The following is an 18,788-nucleotide window of genomic DNA, read 5'->3' as shown; positions in this document are numbered from 1 at the left end:
AGTCCTCTACTCCTTGCTCGAAGATAATTCATGGAAACGAGCCACAACCCGCTTCCATTCACCCGAAGGTGTCAACAGATATTCTATCGCTTCGCGTACAGCACCGTCCCCACCGTGGGCATTGGTGGTAAAATAGGCAAGCTGGCGAAGCTCTGCACAGGCATTTGCAACGGCGATTCCCACTCCGACCTGCAGGAAAAGGCAGATGTCGGCGAGATCATCCCCCATTGCAGCCACCTGGGTGGGTTCTAACGATTCTTTTGCCAGAATACTGGATAGTGCAACACTTTTATCCGCTACACCCTGATAAATCAGTTGAATCCCGAGTTCTTTTGCACGGATCGTTACCGCAGGACTGCTACGACCGGAAATAATTGCCAGTTTTCGCCCAGTTTGCTGCCACGCTTTGATCGCGGTGCCATCGCGAACATGAAAATATTTTAATTCTTCTCCGGTGGATGTGTAGACTATCTGCCCATTGGTCAACACACCGTCGACATCAAGAATCAATAATTGAATCTGTTGCAGCCGTGCATTATTCATGATGTAGTCCCCACATCCGCCTCGGCCTGCGAATCATAACCAATCAAATCGGTGATATCGAGAAGTCCCAGGGGGATATTTTCATCATCCACCACGGGAAGTTCACTGATTTTTCGCAACCGCATCATCGTAATGGCGGTACTGACCCGCTCTCGACAGGTAATTGTCATCGGTGTTCTGGTCATTACCTGCAGGATGGGGGAATCGAGCAGATGATCAAGGCGTTTTTCAAATAACCGTGCCAGATCGCTATCGGTAAACAAGCCTGACAGTCGACCTGATCCATCCACCAGCATCACGGCGCCAGTCCGTCGGCCTGTGGTGGGCAAGGCTGCAAAGACTTCACGAACCGTCTGCTGATCACTGGCGATCCGGACATCACGACCCTTCCGCATGTATTGCTCTACCGGTGCCAGCCGAAAGCCGAGGCTGCCTGCCGGGTGAAAGCGGGCGAAATCTTCATCAGAAAAGTTTCGCATTTCGCACAGGCAAAATGCCAAAGCCTGGCCCAGTGCCATCGATACCAGTGCGCTGGTGCTGGGTGCCAGGCGGTAAGGGCTGGATTCTTCCACTGGCCCGTAGATGTAACATAGGTCGACCGATTTCGCCAGCGTGCTATGCTCGTTTGAACACAATCCAGCCAGTTTGCAGCCAATCCGGCGTAATGAAGGCAATAATTTAACAATCTCTTCGCTGTCGCCACTTTTCGACAGGATCAGCACAGAATCCTGTGGGTGAATCATCCCCAGGTCGCCGTGCAAAGCCCTTGTAATGTCAATTAGGTATGCCCGCGTACCTGTTGAGTTCAGCGTGCCCACCACTTTCTGGGCAATATCGGCAGATTTTCCCACACCCGTGACAGCAATTCTACCGTCTGCAGTGGTGCAATCCCATAGAAGATCGACAAGCTGGGTAAACTGGACATCAATCCCCTCAGCCACCCGCATAATACTGTTCGCCTCGTGCTCCAGCACCTGACGTGCGTACGCCAGCCGCGGATCGACGTCGATCATTGTGTGTTCCGGTTCTGGCAGGTGCGACATTCCCATGATTGAAGCCAAATCGCCTACGAATCGGTCCTTTTACCCAATTCCAGGATTTCTTGCCAGAGCGAATGGTATGCTTCTTTATCAAAAGGTGGGCAACCTGCGGGATATTGGCCGAGTGGGTGGTTTTTCGAACGCATCATTGCCGTGCAATAACTGAATGTACGGCAGATTCGCTTCCGATCCAGTTTCCCATTTTCCAGAATCTGTTTTACCCAATCCGGCTGTGCGAGTGATGCCCGGCCCACTCCGACAAAAGTTACCTTTCCCGACTGGACATTAGCCGCACCGACCATGGGCATGAATTCCTGCAGGTAACTATACCCCGTTCCCACCACGGCCAGCGTGGGAAAGCGTTCTTGAATCTGGGCAGTAATCGAAAAGTGGCGGGACACACCCACCAGCGGGTGTTCTGGTGAATCGTAGCCATCAGGTGGGGGATATTCAAACGGACGTCCAAAGTGGGGCTGGGCATACGGATTCCCCAACGTGATATTCACCAGTTGCACACCTAACTGCTGCATCGTGCCGATCCATTGTAGCACCTCGGTCAGGTCTGGTTCAAGCGGATCGTTTTCCGAGATGCCCCACCCATTGACCACTGGTGTGGTGTGGGACACTGGCCCACCTGACTGGTCGGGCAATTTGTGGAACGGAATACCATCAAAGGCATTCATCCGCGTTGCCAGCAGGATATCAGGGACGGCTGCACGGATCGCCGTAAAGATCTCCGTGGCAAGCCGGGTACGGTTTTCAAGCGACCCACCATACCTGCCAGGCCGATTGCGGGCACCCAGCAATTCGTTCAGCAAATAGCGGTGGCACTGCTTGACATCGACAAAATCAAACCCCACTTCGCGTGCCAGCTTTGCTGCCTGCACATAGTCATCAACAAGTTGGGAAAGCTCAGAATCAGAAATCAGTGGGTACTGAGCATCGACTACCTTACCAGTCGTACGATCCGCGATGGTTCTGGGATCGAGCAACGGATCGTGGGTTGCAATAATCGGGTGGGGATAGCTGTATCTGCCGGAGTGTGTTAACTGAATTCCGAATAGCAGATCATCTGTCGTGCCACCATTATCCCGATGAGCCTGTCGGCATTGAACAACTAATTCCCGAAAACTGGGCTTCGTATCCTCGTTCAAAACGATCTGGCGTGGGTTCGCACGTGCGTTCATATTCACAGCACACGCTTCGCCCCAGATCAGCTTTGCCCCACCGCCACCAAAACGATTGTAGCGTCGAAATGTCAGTTCACCGGGATGGCCATTCAATTCACCGTCGCACCCTTCCATCGGGTGGATGCACCATCGATTGCCCACCACTCGTTGCCCTACGTGAACTGGTTGAAACAGTGGGGCCAGATCGTCTGAATAAGCAATATCCAACCCCAGGCGGGCATTTTCTGCCAATAGATCATCGATACTCTTGTATTTGAAATATTTTGCCACGCTGATTACTCTCAGTTGAACTTTACTTCCGTTGTACCACGAAATTGCTATGTGGGCACGCACTCTTTCACGCACCGACCCGTTTCCGACACCATGGATGGCTGCTCTTTAGGCTGCACAACGATCACACCTTCATCAACAGATTTTACTGGCGAATCACTGGTTGCTGGCAAATGTGGGGCCAATTTATTCCCATCATCGGGTGGCGTGGACTGCCGTTCGTGACTGCCTTCAAAATAGGTTTCTTCTTTGAAAAACAGAATGAACGGTATCAGCATTACTGCGGCCATGATTGCGGGTATGAGCCAGAACCAGCGCCAGGCCACGACATCGTTGTGAGACAAGGAACTTAGCACTGCCGAAGACAACATCCCGCCGAATAATTGGCCAAGTCCGCTGGATACAATTGCAAACATTCCTTGTGCCATTGCCCGCAGGTGGGTGGGGGCTTTGCGATCCACATACAGATTCGCGACAATAAAAAACAGTCCGTAGCACAACCCGTGCATTGGCAGACCAAATCCGGCGACAATTGGTAGCGATAACGTGGCGAACAAGGCGTTGCGGGCCACCCAGCACCCAATGCCAAAAACCAGCACCCACTTGAAACCGAATCGGCCTAGAATCAGTGGCATAAACAGCAGGCAAACCACTTCGGAAACCTGTGCCAGTGACTGTACCGATGTGGGCTTGGCCGCATGCAGATCTTTCAGGTAACTGTTCGCATACAACACATAAAATTGTTGAACACCTGCCAGAATAAAAATCGTGATCAAGAGCACACGAAAACTATTCAGCCGCAATAACTTCAGTGCGGGTATCCCCATTATTTCGCGGAAGCCGCGCCCATGCCCCACTGGTGGGGTGGAAGGCAACGTCCAGGCATAGACTGCCATTAATAACGATACTGCACTTGCCCAGTAAAGGGGTTCTGGAGAAAACGGCTTCCCAAACATATCCAGCGAAAGTGAAACGGCAATCCAGCCCAGCGTTCCCAGCATCCGCACCGGACCAAACCATTTCGTGGGATTGGCCAGATGACGATAACTGACAATATTCGTCAGTGGCAGAATCAGGGCGTTGCACATTGAATATGCCAGCATGGTAATAAACAGCGGCTGGAAAGCATCCTTGACTGCCAATGATTTTGCTTCCGCAGAGACCAGTGCCGCTTCTGCAATCAATGGCTGGTGCAGCGTGCAAATCTGGCCTGCGTAAAAGACCAGGCCCGCACCCACCAGATTGAGGATCGCCAGTAACTTCTGTGCCGAAAACAGGTGATCTGCCAGCATCCCCAGCAGCAAAGGTGCGATCAGTGCGGCAATGGCACTGGAATTGTAAATCCAGGCTACTTCAGAAGGCGAAAAACTCATTCCGCCGCTGGTGGCAGAAGTTCGCAAAAAGGTACCCAGGGGCACAATCCATGCACCCAACGCGAAATACTGCACAAACATCATTACTGCCAAACGAGGTCCGTGCGAACCGGCAATCATCGAATTGTCCTACGGTGTGAAAATAACTTGAACATATTAACTGGTACCGCTTCCTGTACGGTATCTTTCTGTTAGACACTTGAAATGGTCGATCAGTCAGCGCGATTTTCCAAATTTTTGGAATATTCTTCGTTTAACTGATCCATCAGTGCGGGTAATTTGTCAATATATCTTTTCGGCGTTCTTGGCTGCCGACGAGTCAGTGCGTATGCAGTAATCAACGGTAAGGCAATCGTCGAATCAACGTAACAAGTTACCGTTCCAGGTAATTTGTCTGGATCAACTTTGCCCCAGGTCATTGCTTCGGATGGTGTGGCACCGCTCAGGCCGCCAGTATCCGGGCGAGCATCAGTAAATTGCAGAAAATAATCGTGGCCCGCTTCCGAAAGTCCCAGCACTTCCTGAATCTGTGGTTCTGTCTGGAGCATAAAATTCTTGGGCGAGCCACCACCCAGAATGAAAACGCCACTCGTTCCACCGGAAGCCTTGGCATTCCAGACAATCGCTGCAGACTGGTTCACATCCCGCAGTGGGTCAATTCGTAACTTGCTGCCTTCGAGTTGCAGTGCGGCCAGATTCATCCCAATGGAACTGTCACCCGGGCTGCTGGTGAATATCGGCACTCCTGCACGATATGCAGCCGCCAGCAAACTTTGACGACGATGACCTGTTTGCGATTCACGCTCGTCAAGATATTTCCCAACCAGGTGGTGGAATTCTGCCGTACTGAAAGTTTGTTGAAACGCTTCCCCACGACAGAGCGTGCGATAAAATCGATCCGTACCCAACAGATTTTCGTAATCGAAAATAATGTCGTAGATGCGGATGATTTGATTTTCACGCAATTGCAGGTCGGGCAGATTCGGACCCGACTGGTACAGATCCATGCCCAGTGCATAGTGGGTGTCGTGGTAGAGATTGGCACCGGTTGAAACAATCCAGTCAATGAAGCCTGCTTCCACCAGGGGCACCAGACAGGAAATCCCCAGCCCGGCTGGTGTTAAAGCACCACTGAGTGCCAGACCAACGGTGCAGTCGTCATGCAGCATCCGTTGGGCATACAACTGACAGCCTTCGCGCATTCTCCCACCGTTGTAGGACAAAAACGCCTGATCAATCAAGTCGGCGGCCAGCATGCCCGTCGCCAGCCCAGGTGGGGCAATCTTTTCACGACTGATCTGCTTCATGAATTCGACACTGTCCGCACTCGCACCATGGCGATCGTGTACAGTTTTGTGTGGGTGCATATTCGTTTCCGTTCTCTGTTTAGGTGATACTCCAACCGCCAATTCAACATTGTATTGGTGGTGAAGTAACAACAAGGACTATAAAAAGATGCTCCATTCCCATAGAAATAGATCATATGTATACTATAAACGTAGTTCCACTAAAATAGTTTGCGAAAATTTGAAATTATTGGGAAATTTCTTTCAGAAAGTGAACAGAATGACAAAAATCGAAGAAAAATGAGAAAATTTCGCTAATCTTTAATCTTCAATTCGGCCAAGTGGGCCACGTTCATACTTTTTCATGGCTTCGCGTAATAAACCAGCTTCATCCACAGCAGTGGCAGCTTCTTTGGGAACCGTGGGATCCGCACTGACCACCAGGGGCTGAATGATTGGCTCCTGATCGTCCACCTTCAGCACTACGCGGTAAGTTCCTACAAGAGAAGCACTTGGAGACGCATCACGTGCCAATGGATTCAGAGACATGGGATCGTTCGTAGGTCCTTTCGGACGCACTGGTGGGCCTTTGCGGGCGGGGCGTTGATTGGTACGGTCGGTAAATCGTGAATAATCCCAGGTAACACGATGATAACCTGCTTCCGTTTTACCAGAGAATTCCCGCACCTTTTTACCAGTGGCATCTTCAATAATGATGTCCACTTTCGCAGCCTTTGAACCTAGCACGTAATCGATGTGGGCACCAGGTTTTTCGTTTTCACCATAATACTTACGTTGGGATGAGCTGAATGGTGCATTGTTGAAAGAACGAACCCAGCGTACCGCGGGGCTGGGAATCATTAATGCGGTTGTACCGCTTAATGTAGACGGTGTCATCTGCCGCAAAGCGGTCACATCGAGAATCCAGATAGAACGACCGTGTGTTGCAACCACCAGTTCATTTGCTGTCGTTGGCTGGGCAAATTCGTGGACCGCAACCGTTGGCAGGCCTTTCGAACCATTGATTTTAGACCAGGCACCCCCACGATTGATGGAGGCGAATACTGCAAATTCAGTTCCCAGGTAGAGTAAATCCGGGTTGGCAATATCTTCACGAAGTACACGGGTAGAACCTTCCGGCAGGTTACTGTTAATCGGCTTCCAGGTTGCCCCAAAGTCTTCTGTAACATAGACATACGGCTTTTCATCGTTGGATCGGTGGCCGTCAAACACCACGTAAGCCCTACCGGTTGACCAACGGCTTGCTTCAATGGTGCTGACCCAGTAATTTCCAGGCAGTCCTGCTGATTTGAACTTTTCGCTGAGATTAGTCCAATTGGTGCCGCCATCGCGGGTCAACCAGACACCACCATCATCAGTTCCAGCCCAGATCGTGTTCGGATCGCGTGGTGATTCGGACAGTGCGGTGCCGGAGCCACGTTTCGTGAGAGTGATTTCTGGCGAGATACGCACCAGATCCTGCCCACGTTTCAGCGATTTAAACACGTAGTTCCCCGCCGCGTAGAACGTGGTTGGGTTGTGTGAAGAAATAATGAAAGGAGTGTTCCAGTTAAATCGGTACCCGCCACTGCCAGGAATCGCTTGTGGGCGAATAGCCACGGTGCGGCCAGTACGCATATCGCGACGCATCATGTTTCCGTTCTGGCTTTCCGCGTAAACAATATTGTGATCCAGTGGATCGACACGGCAGACGAAACCGTCGCCGCCGTTGACAAATAACCAATCATCATTAATCGGGCCAGGTCCGCTGGAGGAACGCGAAGGCCCACCCCAGCTACCGTTGTCCTGTAACCCACCATAGATTCGGTAAGGGGTCTGGTTATCAACTGCAACGTGGTAAAACTGGCCCAGCGCGGCTGCGTGGTTCATGTGATCCCAGTTAGCACCCTGATCGTACGATGTGTAAAACCCACCGTCGGTTCCCAACAGCAAATGGCGGGAATTGGCAGGATTGATCCACAGGTCGTGCTGGTCGGAGTGCACTCCATCGTTCAGTTTTTCTGCAGTGAAGGTCGCCCCACCGTCGGTGCTGCGGGAAAGGTTCACGCCCAGCACGTAAATGGTTTTGTCGTCTTTGGGATCAACACGGATGGTAGAAAAATAGAACGGACGTGGGTTGATACTGTTAATTCGGGTCCAGCTGGTGCCGCCATCGGTTGATTTGTACACACCACCTGTTTCGAAACCTTCCGCACCCTGTCGTTTCTGAACGTTGGCACGGTTACCACCTAATTGATCCAGATATGGACGACCACTGATCTGGGCGGCAGTCATATCCAGAGTCAATTCAACAGTTTTTTTATCTTTCCCACGAATGTAGGTTACCTTCAGCTTGTCACCCAAAGCCTTATTTTGAATCGCTTCAAAGAAGGCACGGCGGTCTTTTGTGGGTTTGCCGTCGACTTCAATGACAAGGTCATCGACTTTCAGACCACCTCGTTCGGCGGGGCTGTTCGCAAGAACTTCTGTCAGCAGCGTGCCATCTTTCCCTTCATCCACTTGAATGCCGATGCTGGGTCGCCCTTGCACCTGCGTGCGGGTGCCGAATTCCAGATTCAGCACCATTTCCGTTTTCCCACGGATAATTGCAACTTTAATCTTGTCCTTAGGTGCGTAATCCTGCAATGCTTCGATCATCGCATTGTAAGTGCGCAAGTTCTTATCATCAAAGGACTTAATAATGTCGCCTTCTTTGAAACCCGCTTTTTCAGCCGGCCCACCTTCTGTGACTGCTGTGATACGCACACCACCACCCTGGGCAGTTTCGGAACTTAAACCCATGTATGGGCTGGGGGATACTTTACCTGCACCCGCTTTTTCAGTATCGATGATGGCAAAAATGGTGTTGGCAGTTTGCTGAGACCAGTCAAAACCGACCCGACCTAACTTCACCGTGGGTAAACCTTTCGACAATTTTTCCACAGTTTTTCCACCGTCTTTCGTGCGGTAGATGCCCGAACCAGGCCCATAAGAAAGCGTGGGAGCGTAATCATCTGTTCCGGGTGGGCTTTTTGCATTGCCCATGAAACTGTCAAACGCATCGCGTTGGCGTTCCCAGGTGGCAAAGATGAGATTTTCTGGATCTTTGGGGTTCATGGCCACCTGGATTACACCTGTCTGATTGTTGACAAAATGTACTTTTTTCCAGGTTTTGCCACCGTCTTCGGTTTTGTACAAGCCACGTTCATCACTGGGTCCGTACAGGCGACCTAATGCCCCCACGTAGACGATATCGGGATTCTTGGGGTGCACCACAATTGAACCAATCTGGAACGACTGTCGCAGGCCCATATTTGCCCAGGTTTTGCCACCATCTGTGGATTTGTAAACACCATCGCCCCACGAAACCGAGTTGCGGGGGTTTGCTTCACCCGTTCCCACCCAGACGATGTCTTTGTTGCTGGGTGCGACTGCGATTGCACCAATCGAAACTGTATTTTCGTGCTGGAAAAGATGCTCGAACTTAATTCCGTTATTGGTGGTTTTCAATACCCCACCCGTTGCTGTGGCAACGTAGTAGACAGTGGGATCAGCAGGATACACTGCTAGTCCAGTAACTCTGCCACCCATTGTTGCAGGTCCGACGCACCGCCAGTGGAATTGATCCACCCACGAAGTGGGCAGAATTTGCTCTTCTGCACTTAACTTTTTAGGTGCAGGTGGCGCTTTTAATTTGTTCAGCCGGTCCTGAAGTTCAGCGAGTTGCTTCTCCAGGTCTTCAATTTGCTTGCTTTTGTCCTGCTCTTTTTCTTGAGAGCGACTCACCAGAGGTGAGGTAAGACAAAATAATACAAATGTGGCACAGAAAAGAAATTTAAATGAAAATAGCAATCGAGGATACAGGTTGTTCATCTTTTGTAACCGTTCGTCATTGGAAATACGGAAAAGATTCGCCAGGTTAATTAAATTAACCAATAAGCCCAGCTTAACAGATCGTTAATAGAAGAATAGCAATGGATGGGTTAACAGACCAATTTTCTGCCACAACAGGTGGTAAAATCGATACGAATTCTGAAGTTAAGCGAATTGTGATAATAGTTTAATGAGAAATGCCACACAAAAATTAATTAGTTAGTGAACTTTAATTTTTGCCAGCTTCCCAGATTTGCACCGCACCTGCCATATCGGCTGCAGCAAGCATCTGCCCGTTGGGCGAAAAAGAGACTGCGTGAATCCAGTCTTTGAATTGGCCCCCACGTGGCTTGCCAAGTTCAGCCAGCATTTTCCCAGATGCAACATCCCAAATCCGCACCACGGTATCGCGGCCGGCACTTGCAAAAAGTTTGCCAGTGGGATCCAATGCAAAATCGGTAACGCCATACTGATGAGCGGGGCTGAGTTCCTGCGGTTTTTTGCCACCTTCCAGTTCCAGCCGGAATAATTTACCGTTGGCTTCCCCACCCTGGCCGAGATACAGTGATTTGCCATCTGGAGAAAAAACAGCCGAAGCAATGTACATTTTGAAATCTGGTGAGAGATCTTTCATTAATTTGCCGCTGGACATCTCCCACAGTCCCACTGCATTGCGACTGCCAGAATCAAACACCCGTGGGATTCGTTCGGAAATCAGTGCCGTTTTTTTGTCCGGCGAAATCGCGATCGCGTACGCCCAACCTTTTAATTTCCAACGGTGCAGTTCTTTCTGCGTGGCAAGGTCCCACCAGATGACCTGATTGCCATCATCGCCACTGAGCATGTTTTTCCCGTCGGCAGAAATCGCGAAGTCGGCAATCCAGTCAGTATGGCCAGTCATTTTGCCCACGGATTGCTGCAGCGATACTTCCGCCGTGATCGGTGGGGGAACTTTGGCACCGTTTCGCTTGCGGGCTTCCGCATCGGCAATCGCAGTGGCATTCAACGTAATCTGCTGCTTTCCATTGGTGGGGCTGTCCGCAGACCAGGTTTGTATCGAATGGTCGAAACTTGATGAGAAAAACGTACTGGAACCGGGTAATTTGCGAATTCGAGTAACGGAATTTTGATGCCCCACCAACAGTCGGGTTGGAGGCGGGGCTGTTTTTCCCGTTTTGTCCGAATTGGTGAAATCCCAACTCATCATCTGACCGAGATTATTGCCAGCTACCACGTGTTGATCCGTCAAAAACTCTACCGCAGTCACCCAATCGGCATCCCACGTCAGGGTCCACTTTAATTGAGCTGATTTCCAGTTTGCCATGACTTTTTCCTCGTAAATGGATCAGCCAATCAGTGTTTTCACAGGTTGGGCACCTTCCGGTGTGGCCCAGATTGGTCGCACGCCCACGTAATGCTTCACGCGGTAGTCAATCCCCAACGTATGGTAGATGGTGGCAAACAGGTCACCTTCGGAAACAGGATCATCCTTGACATTCTTCCCGTCTTCATCGGTGCTGCCATGGACAGCCCCTTTGATCCCACCACCAGCCAGAACGATCGTCCAGGCTCGGATATAGTGGTCGCGACCTGCCCGGTTATTGATGTTCGGGGTGCGTCCGACCTCACCCATCCAGACCACCAGCGTATCCTGCAACATGCCGCGTTCTTCCAGATCCAGCAGCAGACTGGACCACGCAGGGTCCAGTACCTGCATATTCGCCTTGTGGCAGACAAAGTTGTCTGCATGACTGTCGTAGTTATCCTGACCGATTTCCACAAATGGCACACCACGTTCAATCAGCTTGCGGGCCAGAAAACAGCCACGGCCAAAGTCGGAATCGCCATAACGATCGCGGTATTTTGCCCACTCACCATCAACTTCGAAGGCGTCTTTGGCCTGCATCAGCCGCCAGGCTTTTTCTTTGCCCAGCCGGTGGCTGTTAAACGGTTCTGCTGCGTGGGTTTGTGCGAATTCCTTTTCCAGCGACCGAAACAATTCTGTTCGGCGCTGAAGAGTGTCTTCAGGCGAATTGTTGCGGGCAAAAGTGCCCAGCTTCCCATCACGACCGAGGCTGAAGGGGGTGTAATCTGGCCCCAGGTAGCCTGGCCCGGCATTCCCAGTGGGGCCCATCCGCACAAAGCTGGGCAAATCGCTGTTCGGGTCGCCACAATACTTGGCAATCATCGCACCCAACTCCGGGTGGGGCACATTTTCCGATTGCTTGTAGCAGGTATGCATGTGGTAAATGCCGTCGGGATGGTCCGGCGACTGCGTTTTCATACTACGAATAATCCCAAGTTTATTCGTGATTGCTGCCATTTTGGGCAGATATTCGCAGATCTGTACCCCGGGCACATTCGTGGAAATGGGCCGAAACGGGCCTGCCGTGGGGCGACCGGGTTTCATATCAAATGTGTCGATCTGGCTGGCACCACCATTCATCCAGAGCAGAATACATTTCTTGCCACGCTTTTTGGCTTCTGCCGCCACCAACTGCGAGTGGAATAACCTGCCAAAGTTGGGAACAGCAACACCGGCGGATGTGGCGAGAACACCTTTCATCCATGCCCGTCTACTGAAGTGATCGGAGAAGCTGGGGATCATAACACAATCCTGATTTATCTGCGTAAGTTTCTGGTTTGTAAGTACTTAATAGCGTTCAATTAGTGGTTAAAGCGAAATTCCGACGTATTCATCAGTGCCCACATGATGTCGATGATTAATGAGTCGATTTTCACTTTTTGGTTCTTGTCCAGAAACTCAATAATGAGTTTCTTCTCATTTTCCGTTGGAAAACGGCTTAAAATGCTCAAATAGAGTTCTTCGGTTTTCGCGGCATTGTCCAAACTGGCACTTTTCACCCGCGCAAATGTGCTACCTGATGAGGAAAGTTGCTGCAAGTGGCCACCATTATTCAGGAAGAGGTGCTCCGTCAGGCTACCTTGAAACTCCCCCTGACCGTCTGTGGGGGTGCCAAAATAGCGCATCATGTAGTCTTTCATCGCCGAAGGAAGCTGTTTTTCCGGTTTTCCTGGTGTATCAAACTCGGTGGCCTGCCGGAAAGCACGGATGAGCTGTTCCGCAGATAGTGGACGCACCGCAGAACGTTCGTACCACCGGGGCATCGCCACAGTGCTATCACCTTCGGATGATCGCTGGTAAGCTTCCGACAACATGATTTCCGGAATAATCGATTTCAGATCAAAGTGATGCTCGACCAGCCATTTGCTGAGTGCATCCAGAATTACCGGGTGGCTGGGGGGATGATCTTCGCTGAGATCGTCGACCGGATGCACCAACCCACGGCCCATGAACTGAGCCCAGATTCTGTTGGCTAAGGCACGGGCAAAATAGGGGTTATTGTGATCCACCAGCCAGTTTGCCAACTGCGTCTTGCGGGAGAAAAACGGCTTGGGCAAATCTTTCGCACTGCGATAATCGGGTTCTTTAAAATCTTTTGGCAGGGCAGGTTCTTCTAAAGGCTTACCAGTAATGAACTTAGGTGGGATCGGCACCCCTTTCTGGCCGGGCTTCTGTTCGGCTGCCGGCCCCGTGAATAATACTTCCCCACTGCTTTTTTCGGCAATCTTCCAGCGTTTTTCTTTGCCGCTGCCTGGCTTTTCCTGCACCACAAGACGCACAAAGAAGCCGGCCATGCCGTAAAAGTCCTTCTGAGTCCAGTTTTCATACGGGTGGTCGTGGCAGCGGGCACATTGAAGCTGAATCCCCAGGAAAATTCGGCTGACAGCGACAGTGGCTTCCTCCGGATTGTTGCGGAACTGTACCTGGTACATCTCGCTGCCATCCTGCTCGGCCAGGATCAGCTCCCGCACGATCTGATCGTAGGGACGATTTTTCTCAAATTGCTGCCGTAACCATTCCTGAAACGCACTCCGCGTGCGTGTGGCATATTCGTTCAGCGGGTCTCGACCAAACAGCACCTGATCCCACACCGTTGATTGGTGAATTGCATAGCCGGGATCGTTTAAAAGCTTCTGAATTAAGGACTTACGTTTATTGGCATCTTTGGATTGCAGAAATTCGCGTGCTTCCGTTGCCGTGGGGATCGTTCCCACCAGGTCGAGGTAGGTGCGACGCAAAAACTCCCCATCGCTCGCAGGTGGTGCAGGAAACACCTTCTCTTTCGTCAATTTAGCAGCAATTTCGCGATCAATTAATGTGGTTAAATCACCTGCAAACGCCAAATTCGCTGTGCAAAATAGAGTTCCAGTAACCAGCCAGGCCAACATTCGGGAGGGAAAACACATTTTAATCACACATTAATTTGAACATCATCGGGTAGGTTAAGTGGATGTTACCACAGCCCACGTGGGATGCAAGAGATAATTCTTCACAATTGGCAAGAATTCTGACCTTGGCTATCCCGACTGTCGAACTCGGAACTCACAACCCCACTCATAGAAAAAGTGATTTCCCGACATACGACGCTCTGCCCAAAGAGGGCGTTGACGGCCCGCATCCAATGGATGTGAAGGAGCCGAGGTCACGCTTTGAGCGAGTCGTTGATCGAGTGGTAGGGGATTTCCTTATCCACACGGTTGCCAAACGGTTCGCATCGGAACAGAGATATGAAAATTTTAAGAAGTGGGCCGAACGCAACACCAGTAAAGCATGCTTCGCGGCGGGGACGCCGTTGCTGACTCCCGTTGGGTCCTGTAATATCGAGGATTTCCAGATTGGCGATTTGGTTCTATCTCGCGATGAATACGACTCAACAGCACCGATTGAAGCGAAGGTTGTCGAAGAAGTATTTGTCAGACTGGCGCCGATTCTTTCAATTCACGTTCATGGCCAGGTCATTAATACCACCGGGGAACATCCGTTTTATGTTGAGAATAAGGGCTGGATTGATGCACAGGATTTGATCCCCGGCGACCGCTTCCTGTCGCACGATGATCGATGGATTTCGATTGAGGAAATCTTTGATACCAGCGAATGGAAAACCGTCTATAATTTAAGAATCGCCGACCACCACACGTACTTCGTGGGCTGCGACGATTGGGGCTTCAGCGCGTGGGTGCATAATGCGGCCTGCGCCAATGTTGACGAATTTATTAAAAGATACGGCAATCGTGATTTCGACCGGTTTTTGTACAAAACTCAAAATGGAATTAAGGAATTAGCACGGATCGAGACTAAATTATTAAGAAATCATGATTTAGCATTTCAACAATACCTCTGGGAAGTCTATCAAATGGGCTCAAGGGGACGTTTACCACGAGTACTCGGAAATAGCCCGGATGTACTTACCCACACAGCCAGACATCCTCATGGGAGACGGTATCTTGAAGGATTACTAGATGACACCGTACACGGCTGGAGCATTGGCGCAAATGATGCGTGGATGTTAGGCGGAATTGATTCGCGAAAGACGTTTTATCTCGTTACTAGACCCTCAACGCCAGCCCTTGTCCGGAGATTGCCAGGCGGCATTGCAATTGATCGTGTTTATTTAAGAGAACTGAATATGTTGAAGAATGCCGGTTATCGCGTGCCTACAAACACTTCAACTGGTTCAGCTTTCAAGTTGTTCAATAATGCTTGGTCAGCGCTATTCATTTCATTGAAACCTTCTTGAATTAGAGCCACCATTTTTGCAATTACTTGAGATGTGAGTAATATTAATAATATGCAAAAAATTTTAAGAGGTGAAAACGATGTCAAAACTAGATTTTTTTCTAGCAAACAATATTCATACATTGGAAGAATTTCCACCGGACCCAGATGACGGCGATGATTCTTTGTTTTTTGAAAAACAATATGGTGCTGTTGATGCACTCATTAAGTTCTTCTTGGAAGGCGACGAAAATGAACGCGCGAAAATCTTATCGGTGACAAAAAATTGCGTCAACACGTTTCATAGTTACGCTCACTGGATGGCGGTATGCTCAGTCAGAAAAAATAATCCATTGCTTATATTTAAAGGGTTGGTCGCGCTTGCCATTGAAAATTTGCGCAATGATTTTCGCGATACATTAGTAATCATATCGCTGCTCGCGAACTCTGCAAGAAAACTACAAGGTACTGAAGTAATTCAGTTTCAATCTGCAAAAACGATTTCTAGTAAACAGTTTGGCGAGTTCTTATCAGACTATCTGTCTCGTACGACTTGGAATCGCACTATTGCAATAATGGGGTTTACAGAGTCTGGTAGTGGCGAGTGCTTTAACTATGTGCAAAACACTGATATACCAATATAAGACATTTATTATTCTTCCAAGAACACTAAACACGACGTACGTAGGTGCAAGCTATTCTCGAAGAAATGATTTGTGGATAACGCGACGAAGACATTTGATACACACTCATGTTATGGTTTTGGCAACGATGTAGGGTCGCCTGTAAATTTGATGCTGGAAGAATTTCCAAGGCGACAACGCGATTCCGCAAACCGTGCGTAAGCCAAAGACGTGGCTGGATAAGATCGCCTCGTTCTTCATTCACAACAATTTCACCAAATCGCTGGGAATCCACGACAACCTGGCGGCGATGGCGCACCACCTCGGGATCAAAGCCTGCTTCGCCGCTTGCACGCCATTGCTGACCCCGGAGGGGTCGAAGAATATCGAGGATTTCCAGGTTGGCGATGTGGTTCTATCTCGCAATGAATACGACTTGACAGCACTGATTGAAGCGAAGGTTGTCGAAGAGGTCTTTGTAAGAAATTCGCCGATTCTTTCTATCCACGTTCATGGCCAGGTGATTAATACAACGGGTGAGCATCCATTTTATGTGGAGAATAAGGGCTGGATCGATGCCCAGGATTTGATCCCCGGCGACCGCTTCCTCTCGCACGAAGATCAATGGATATCCATTGAGGAAATCTTTGATACAGACGAATGGGAAACCGTCTATAATTTGAGAATCGCCGACCACCACACGTACTTCGTGGGTTGCGAGAGTTGGGGCTTCAGCGCCTGGGCGCATAATGCAGCGTGTACCCCGGCGACCGCTTCCTTTCGCACGATGGCCAGTGGATAGCGATTGAAGAAATCTTTGATACCGGCGAATGGGAAACCAGGTGAATTAACCACTCCAGATTGACAGCAGCGTAGGTATTTCTACTCGCAGTGGAAATCAAATTTTCGTCTTAGATGACCCGTCTGCCGGGTTCATCACCGGAGGAATGGCCGGTCGGATGATGGGTAAGGGAGCGGGTAACGTCAAAGCGGTTCCCGGTTGTTTTCTGCATCGGTGCTGAATTTCTTGTCGTGTGGGCATTCCATAGAACAAGTACGTGGAATCTGGTACGTATTTTCAAGAGTGATTCATGAATTTGTTGTCGGCCCAACATGTGTCCAAGAGCTATTCGCACCGCGAGTTGTTCACCGATTTAAGCCTGGATATGCACGCAGGGGAGAAAGTCGGTTTGGTTGGTCCCAATGGTGCGGGCAAATCGACATTATTGAAAATCCTTGCCGGGCTGGAAACACCTGATGAAGGCACCCGGAGCATCCGCCGGGGGGCAAGAATTGGTTACGTACCTCAGGATGATATTTTCCCGGCTGGCCATACTGTTACCCAGGTTGTCCTCGACGGTTTAATCGCAGAAACGCTTGAGGAACACGAGAAAGATGTCCGAGCAGCAATTTCCCTGACCCAAGTCGGCTTCTACGATCATGAACAGCGGGCGGATACCTTGTCTGGCGGTTGGCGCAAGCGGTTATCGATCGCGCGGGAGCTGGCGAAAGAGCCCGAACTATTGCTGATGGATGAGCCAACAAACCATCTGGATCTTCCCGGAGTGATCTGGCTGGAACGGTTATTACGTGGTTCGGCATTTGGCTATCTGGTTGCCACCCATGATCGTTCCTTTTTGCGGGCTGTCGCCGATGAAATTGTCGAAATCAACCGCGTTTATCCCGCAGGTGTTTTCCGGGCGGATGGCGGTTTTGATTCATTTGCCGATAAGAAAGCAGCATTTATTGAAGCTCAGGAACGACAGCGGGAAGCGGTTGCCAACCGGGTCCGAATCGAAACTGACTGGTTGGGGCACAAAGCCCAGGCACGTACGCGGAAAGCCAGCTCCCGGATTGAGGCAGCAGCAGATCGCCGCGAGCAACTGGCCGAACTGAATTATCGCACGAAACAGGGATCAGCCGCCGGGATCGACTTTGCCGGTACTGGGAGACAGACGAAAAAGCTACTCACCATTGCCAATGTCAGCAAATCAATTGCCGGCAGGAAATTGTTCGCAAATTTGGAACTATTAGTCTCACCGGGGGTGAAGCTGGGGCTGCTCGGTCCCAACGGTAGCGGAAAAAGCACATTCCTGAAAATTATTGCGAAAGAACTCGCCCCCGATACCGGGACGATTACCCACGCGGAAGGATTGCGAATCGAAGTATTCGAGCAAGGCCGATCATCACTGGATCAAACAATCACCCTGCGGGAAGCGTTGTGCCCCAATGGCGATACGGTTGTATTCCGCGATCAGCCGATGCATGTTGCCGGTTGGGCCAGCCGTTTTCAATTTCATGCCGACCAACTCGATATGGAAATGAGTGCCCTATCCGGCGGGGAGCAGGCCCGGGTACGCATTGCCCAATTAATGCTTCGACCGGCGGACTTGTTATTGCTGGATGAACCGACGAACGATCTTGATATTGCCGCACTGGAATTGCTGGAGGAAAATCTGGATGAATTCCCCGGGGCTTTAGTCATTGTCAGCCATGATCGCGATTTACTGGACAGACTCTGCACTGAGTTCATTGGCCTGGATGGCCTGGGTGGCTCTGCACTGTACGGCAGTGTCAATCAATGGCTGAATGCTTACGAAAAAGCCAATGCTCCTTCGAAGCCAGCAGCCACCAAATCTGCCAATCCCACTACTTCCAAGCCCAAAAAGCTCAGTTACAAAGAGCAGCAGGAAGTCAACAACATGGAAACGGCTATCCTGGAAGCGGAAGAATTATTGCAAGTGCTCAAGCAAAAAGTCGAAGATGCGGCCACCTCAAGTCACACCGTACTCTCCGAAGCTTGCCGGGCGATGGAATCAGCACAAAGCAAAGTAGAGCAACTGTATGCCCGCTGGGCTGAGTTAGAAGCGAAACGAAATGCAGAATAATCGTTAAGATTGTGGAACGGTATAGATCAAACAATACCAGAAGAACTCTGTTGAATTAACAGATTACGCCTATCGTTTATATCCGTGCTGCATTTACTATACAGCAATCATTTCTGGCTAT

Annotated in this window: 13 protein-coding genes; 4 read left to right on the top strand and 9 right to left on the bottom strand. The window is 50.2% G+C overall.

Translation table 11 applies throughout. From position 1 onward, the window contains the following. Nucleotides 1-6: 6 nt before the first annotated feature. From R3B84_12060 to R3B84_12020, 9 genes are all read right to left on the bottom strand, one after another. Entirely contained in the window at nucleotides 7-543 is a 537-nt protein-coding gene (locus R3B84_12060) for an HAD hydrolase family protein (protein ID MEZ6141295.1), read from the bottom strand. Then, nucleotides 540-1,556, bottom strand: coding sequence for a KpsF/GutQ family sugar-phosphate isomerase (locus R3B84_12055; GenBank protein ID MEZ6141294.1), 1,017 nt, complete (start codon nucleotides 1,554-1,556; stop codon nucleotides 540-542). Before R3B84_12055 ends, R3B84_12060 begins: the two co-directional genes overlap by 4 nt. A 53-nt stretch (nucleotides 1,557-1,609) precedes the next feature. Then, entirely contained in the window at nucleotides 1,610-3,118 is a 1,509-nt protein-coding gene (locus tag R3B84_12050; GenBank protein MEZ6141293.1) for an NADH:flavin oxidoreductase, read from the bottom strand. Further along, on the bottom strand, nucleotides 3,091-4,536 hold the full coding sequence (locus tag R3B84_12045; GenBank protein MEZ6141292.1) for an MFS transporter: 1,446 nt from the start codon (nucleotides 4,534-4,536) through the stop codon (nucleotides 3,091-3,093). The genes R3B84_12050 and R3B84_12045 overlap by 28 nt, the downstream gene beginning before the upstream one ends. Before the next feature lie 92 nt (nucleotides 4,537-4,628). Beyond that, nucleotides 4,629-5,783: a deoxyhypusine synthase gene (gene speY / locus R3B84_12040; protein ID MEZ6141291.1), complete on the bottom strand. Its 1,155-nt coding sequence runs from the start codon at nucleotides 5,781-5,783 to the stop codon at nucleotides 4,629-4,631. A gap of 240 nt (nucleotides 5,784-6,023) precedes the next feature. Continuing rightward, nucleotides 6,024-9,488 carry a PDZ domain-containing protein gene (locus R3B84_12035; protein ID MEZ6141290.1) on the bottom strand — a complete coding sequence of 1,155 codons (3,465 nt, stop codon included), beginning with the start codon at nucleotides 9,486-9,488 and terminating at the stop codon, nucleotides 6,024-6,026. A gap of 316 nt (nucleotides 9,489-9,804) precedes the next feature. Continuing rightward, nucleotides 9,805-10,899, bottom strand: a complete 1,095-nt coding sequence (locus R3B84_12030; protein MEZ6141289.1) for a hypothetical protein — start codon at nucleotides 10,897-10,899, stop codon at nucleotides 9,805-9,807. 21 nt (nucleotides 10,900-10,920) lie between these two features. After that, nucleotides 10,921-12,183: a DUF1501 domain-containing protein gene (locus tag R3B84_12025; GenBank protein ID MEZ6141288.1), complete on the bottom strand. Its 1,263-nt coding sequence runs from the start codon at nucleotides 12,181-12,183 to the stop codon at nucleotides 10,921-10,923. Between the two features lie 59 nt (nucleotides 12,184-12,242). Next, nucleotides 12,243-13,847, bottom strand: coding sequence for a DUF1549 and DUF1553 domain-containing protein (locus R3B84_12020; GenBank protein ID MEZ6141287.1), 1,605 nt, complete (start codon nucleotides 13,845-13,847; stop codon nucleotides 12,243-12,245). A gap of 44 nt (nucleotides 13,848-13,891) precedes the next feature. On the opposite strand from R3B84_12020, the gene R3B84_12015 reads away from it, so the two are divergent. From R3B84_12015 to R3B84_12000, 4 genes are all read left to right on the top strand, one after another. Then, entirely contained in the window at nucleotides 13,892-15,178 is a 1,287-nt protein-coding gene (locus R3B84_12015; protein ID MEZ6141286.1) for a polymorphic toxin-type HINT domain-containing protein, read from the top strand. Nucleotides 15,179-15,257: 79 nt separating this feature from the next. Next, nucleotides 15,258-15,800, top strand: coding sequence for a hypothetical protein (locus R3B84_12010; GenBank protein MEZ6141285.1), 543 nt, complete (start codon nucleotides 15,258-15,260; stop codon nucleotides 15,798-15,800). Between the two features lie 193 nt (nucleotides 15,801-15,993). After that, nucleotides 15,994-16,581: a polymorphic toxin-type HINT domain-containing protein gene (locus tag R3B84_12005; protein ID MEZ6141284.1), complete on the top strand. Its 588-nt coding sequence runs from the start codon at nucleotides 15,994-15,996 to the stop codon at nucleotides 16,579-16,581. Nucleotides 16,582-16,870: 289 nt separating this feature from the next. Further along, nucleotides 16,871-18,667: an ABC-F family ATP-binding cassette domain-containing protein gene (locus R3B84_12000; GenBank protein ID MEZ6141283.1), complete on the top strand. Its 1,797-nt coding sequence runs from the start codon at nucleotides 16,871-16,873 to the stop codon at nucleotides 18,665-18,667. Nucleotides 18,668-18,788 lie beyond the last annotated feature (121 nt).

Origin of the sequence: Zavarzinella sp., assembly GCA_041399155.1 — a bacterium.
Taxonomy (GTDB): domain Bacteria; phylum Planctomycetota; class Planctomycetia; order Gemmatales; family Gemmataceae; genus JAWKTI01.
Note: the sequence above shows the minus strand (reverse complement) of the source record. Positions and strands in the feature narration are given on the sequence as shown.

Bases quoted from the DNA above. Each gene is read 5' to 3' on its own strand.
- R3B84_12060 (MEZ6141295.1), bottom strand. From the start codon at position 543: ATGAATAATGCACGGCTGCAACAGATTCAATTATTGATTCTTGATGTC.
- R3B84_12055 (MEZ6141294.1), bottom strand. From the start codon at position 1,556: ATGATCGACGTCGATCCGCGGCTGGCGTACGCACGTCAGGTGCTGGAG.
- R3B84_12045 (MEZ6141292.1), bottom strand. From the start codon at position 4,536: ATGATTGCCGGTTCGCACGGACCTCGTTTGGCAGTAATGATGTTTGTG.
- speY (MEZ6141291.1), bottom strand. From the start codon at position 5,783: ATGCACCCACACAAAACTGTACACGATCGCCATGGTGCGAGTGCGGAC.
- R3B84_12030 (MEZ6141289.1), bottom strand. From the start codon at position 10,899: ATGGCAAACTGGAAATCAGCTCAATTAAAGTGGACCCTGACGTGGGAT.
- R3B84_12025 (MEZ6141288.1), bottom strand. From the start codon at position 12,183: ATGATCCCCAGCTTCTCCGATCACTTCAGTAGACGGGCATGGATGAAA.
- R3B84_12020 (MEZ6141287.1), bottom strand. From the start codon at position 13,847: ATGTGTTTTCCCTCCCGAATGTTGGCCTGGCTGGTTACTGGAACTCTA.
- R3B84_12015 (MEZ6141286.1), top strand. From the start codon at position 13,892: ATGTTACCACAGCCCACGTGGGATGCAAGAGATAATTCTTCACAATTG.
- R3B84_12010 (MEZ6141285.1), top strand. From the start codon at position 15,258: ATGTCAAAACTAGATTTTTTTCTAGCAAACAATATTCATACATTGGAA.
- R3B84_12000 (MEZ6141283.1), top strand. From the start codon at position 16,871: ATGAATTTGTTGTCGGCCCAACATGTGTCCAAGAGCTATTCGCACCGC.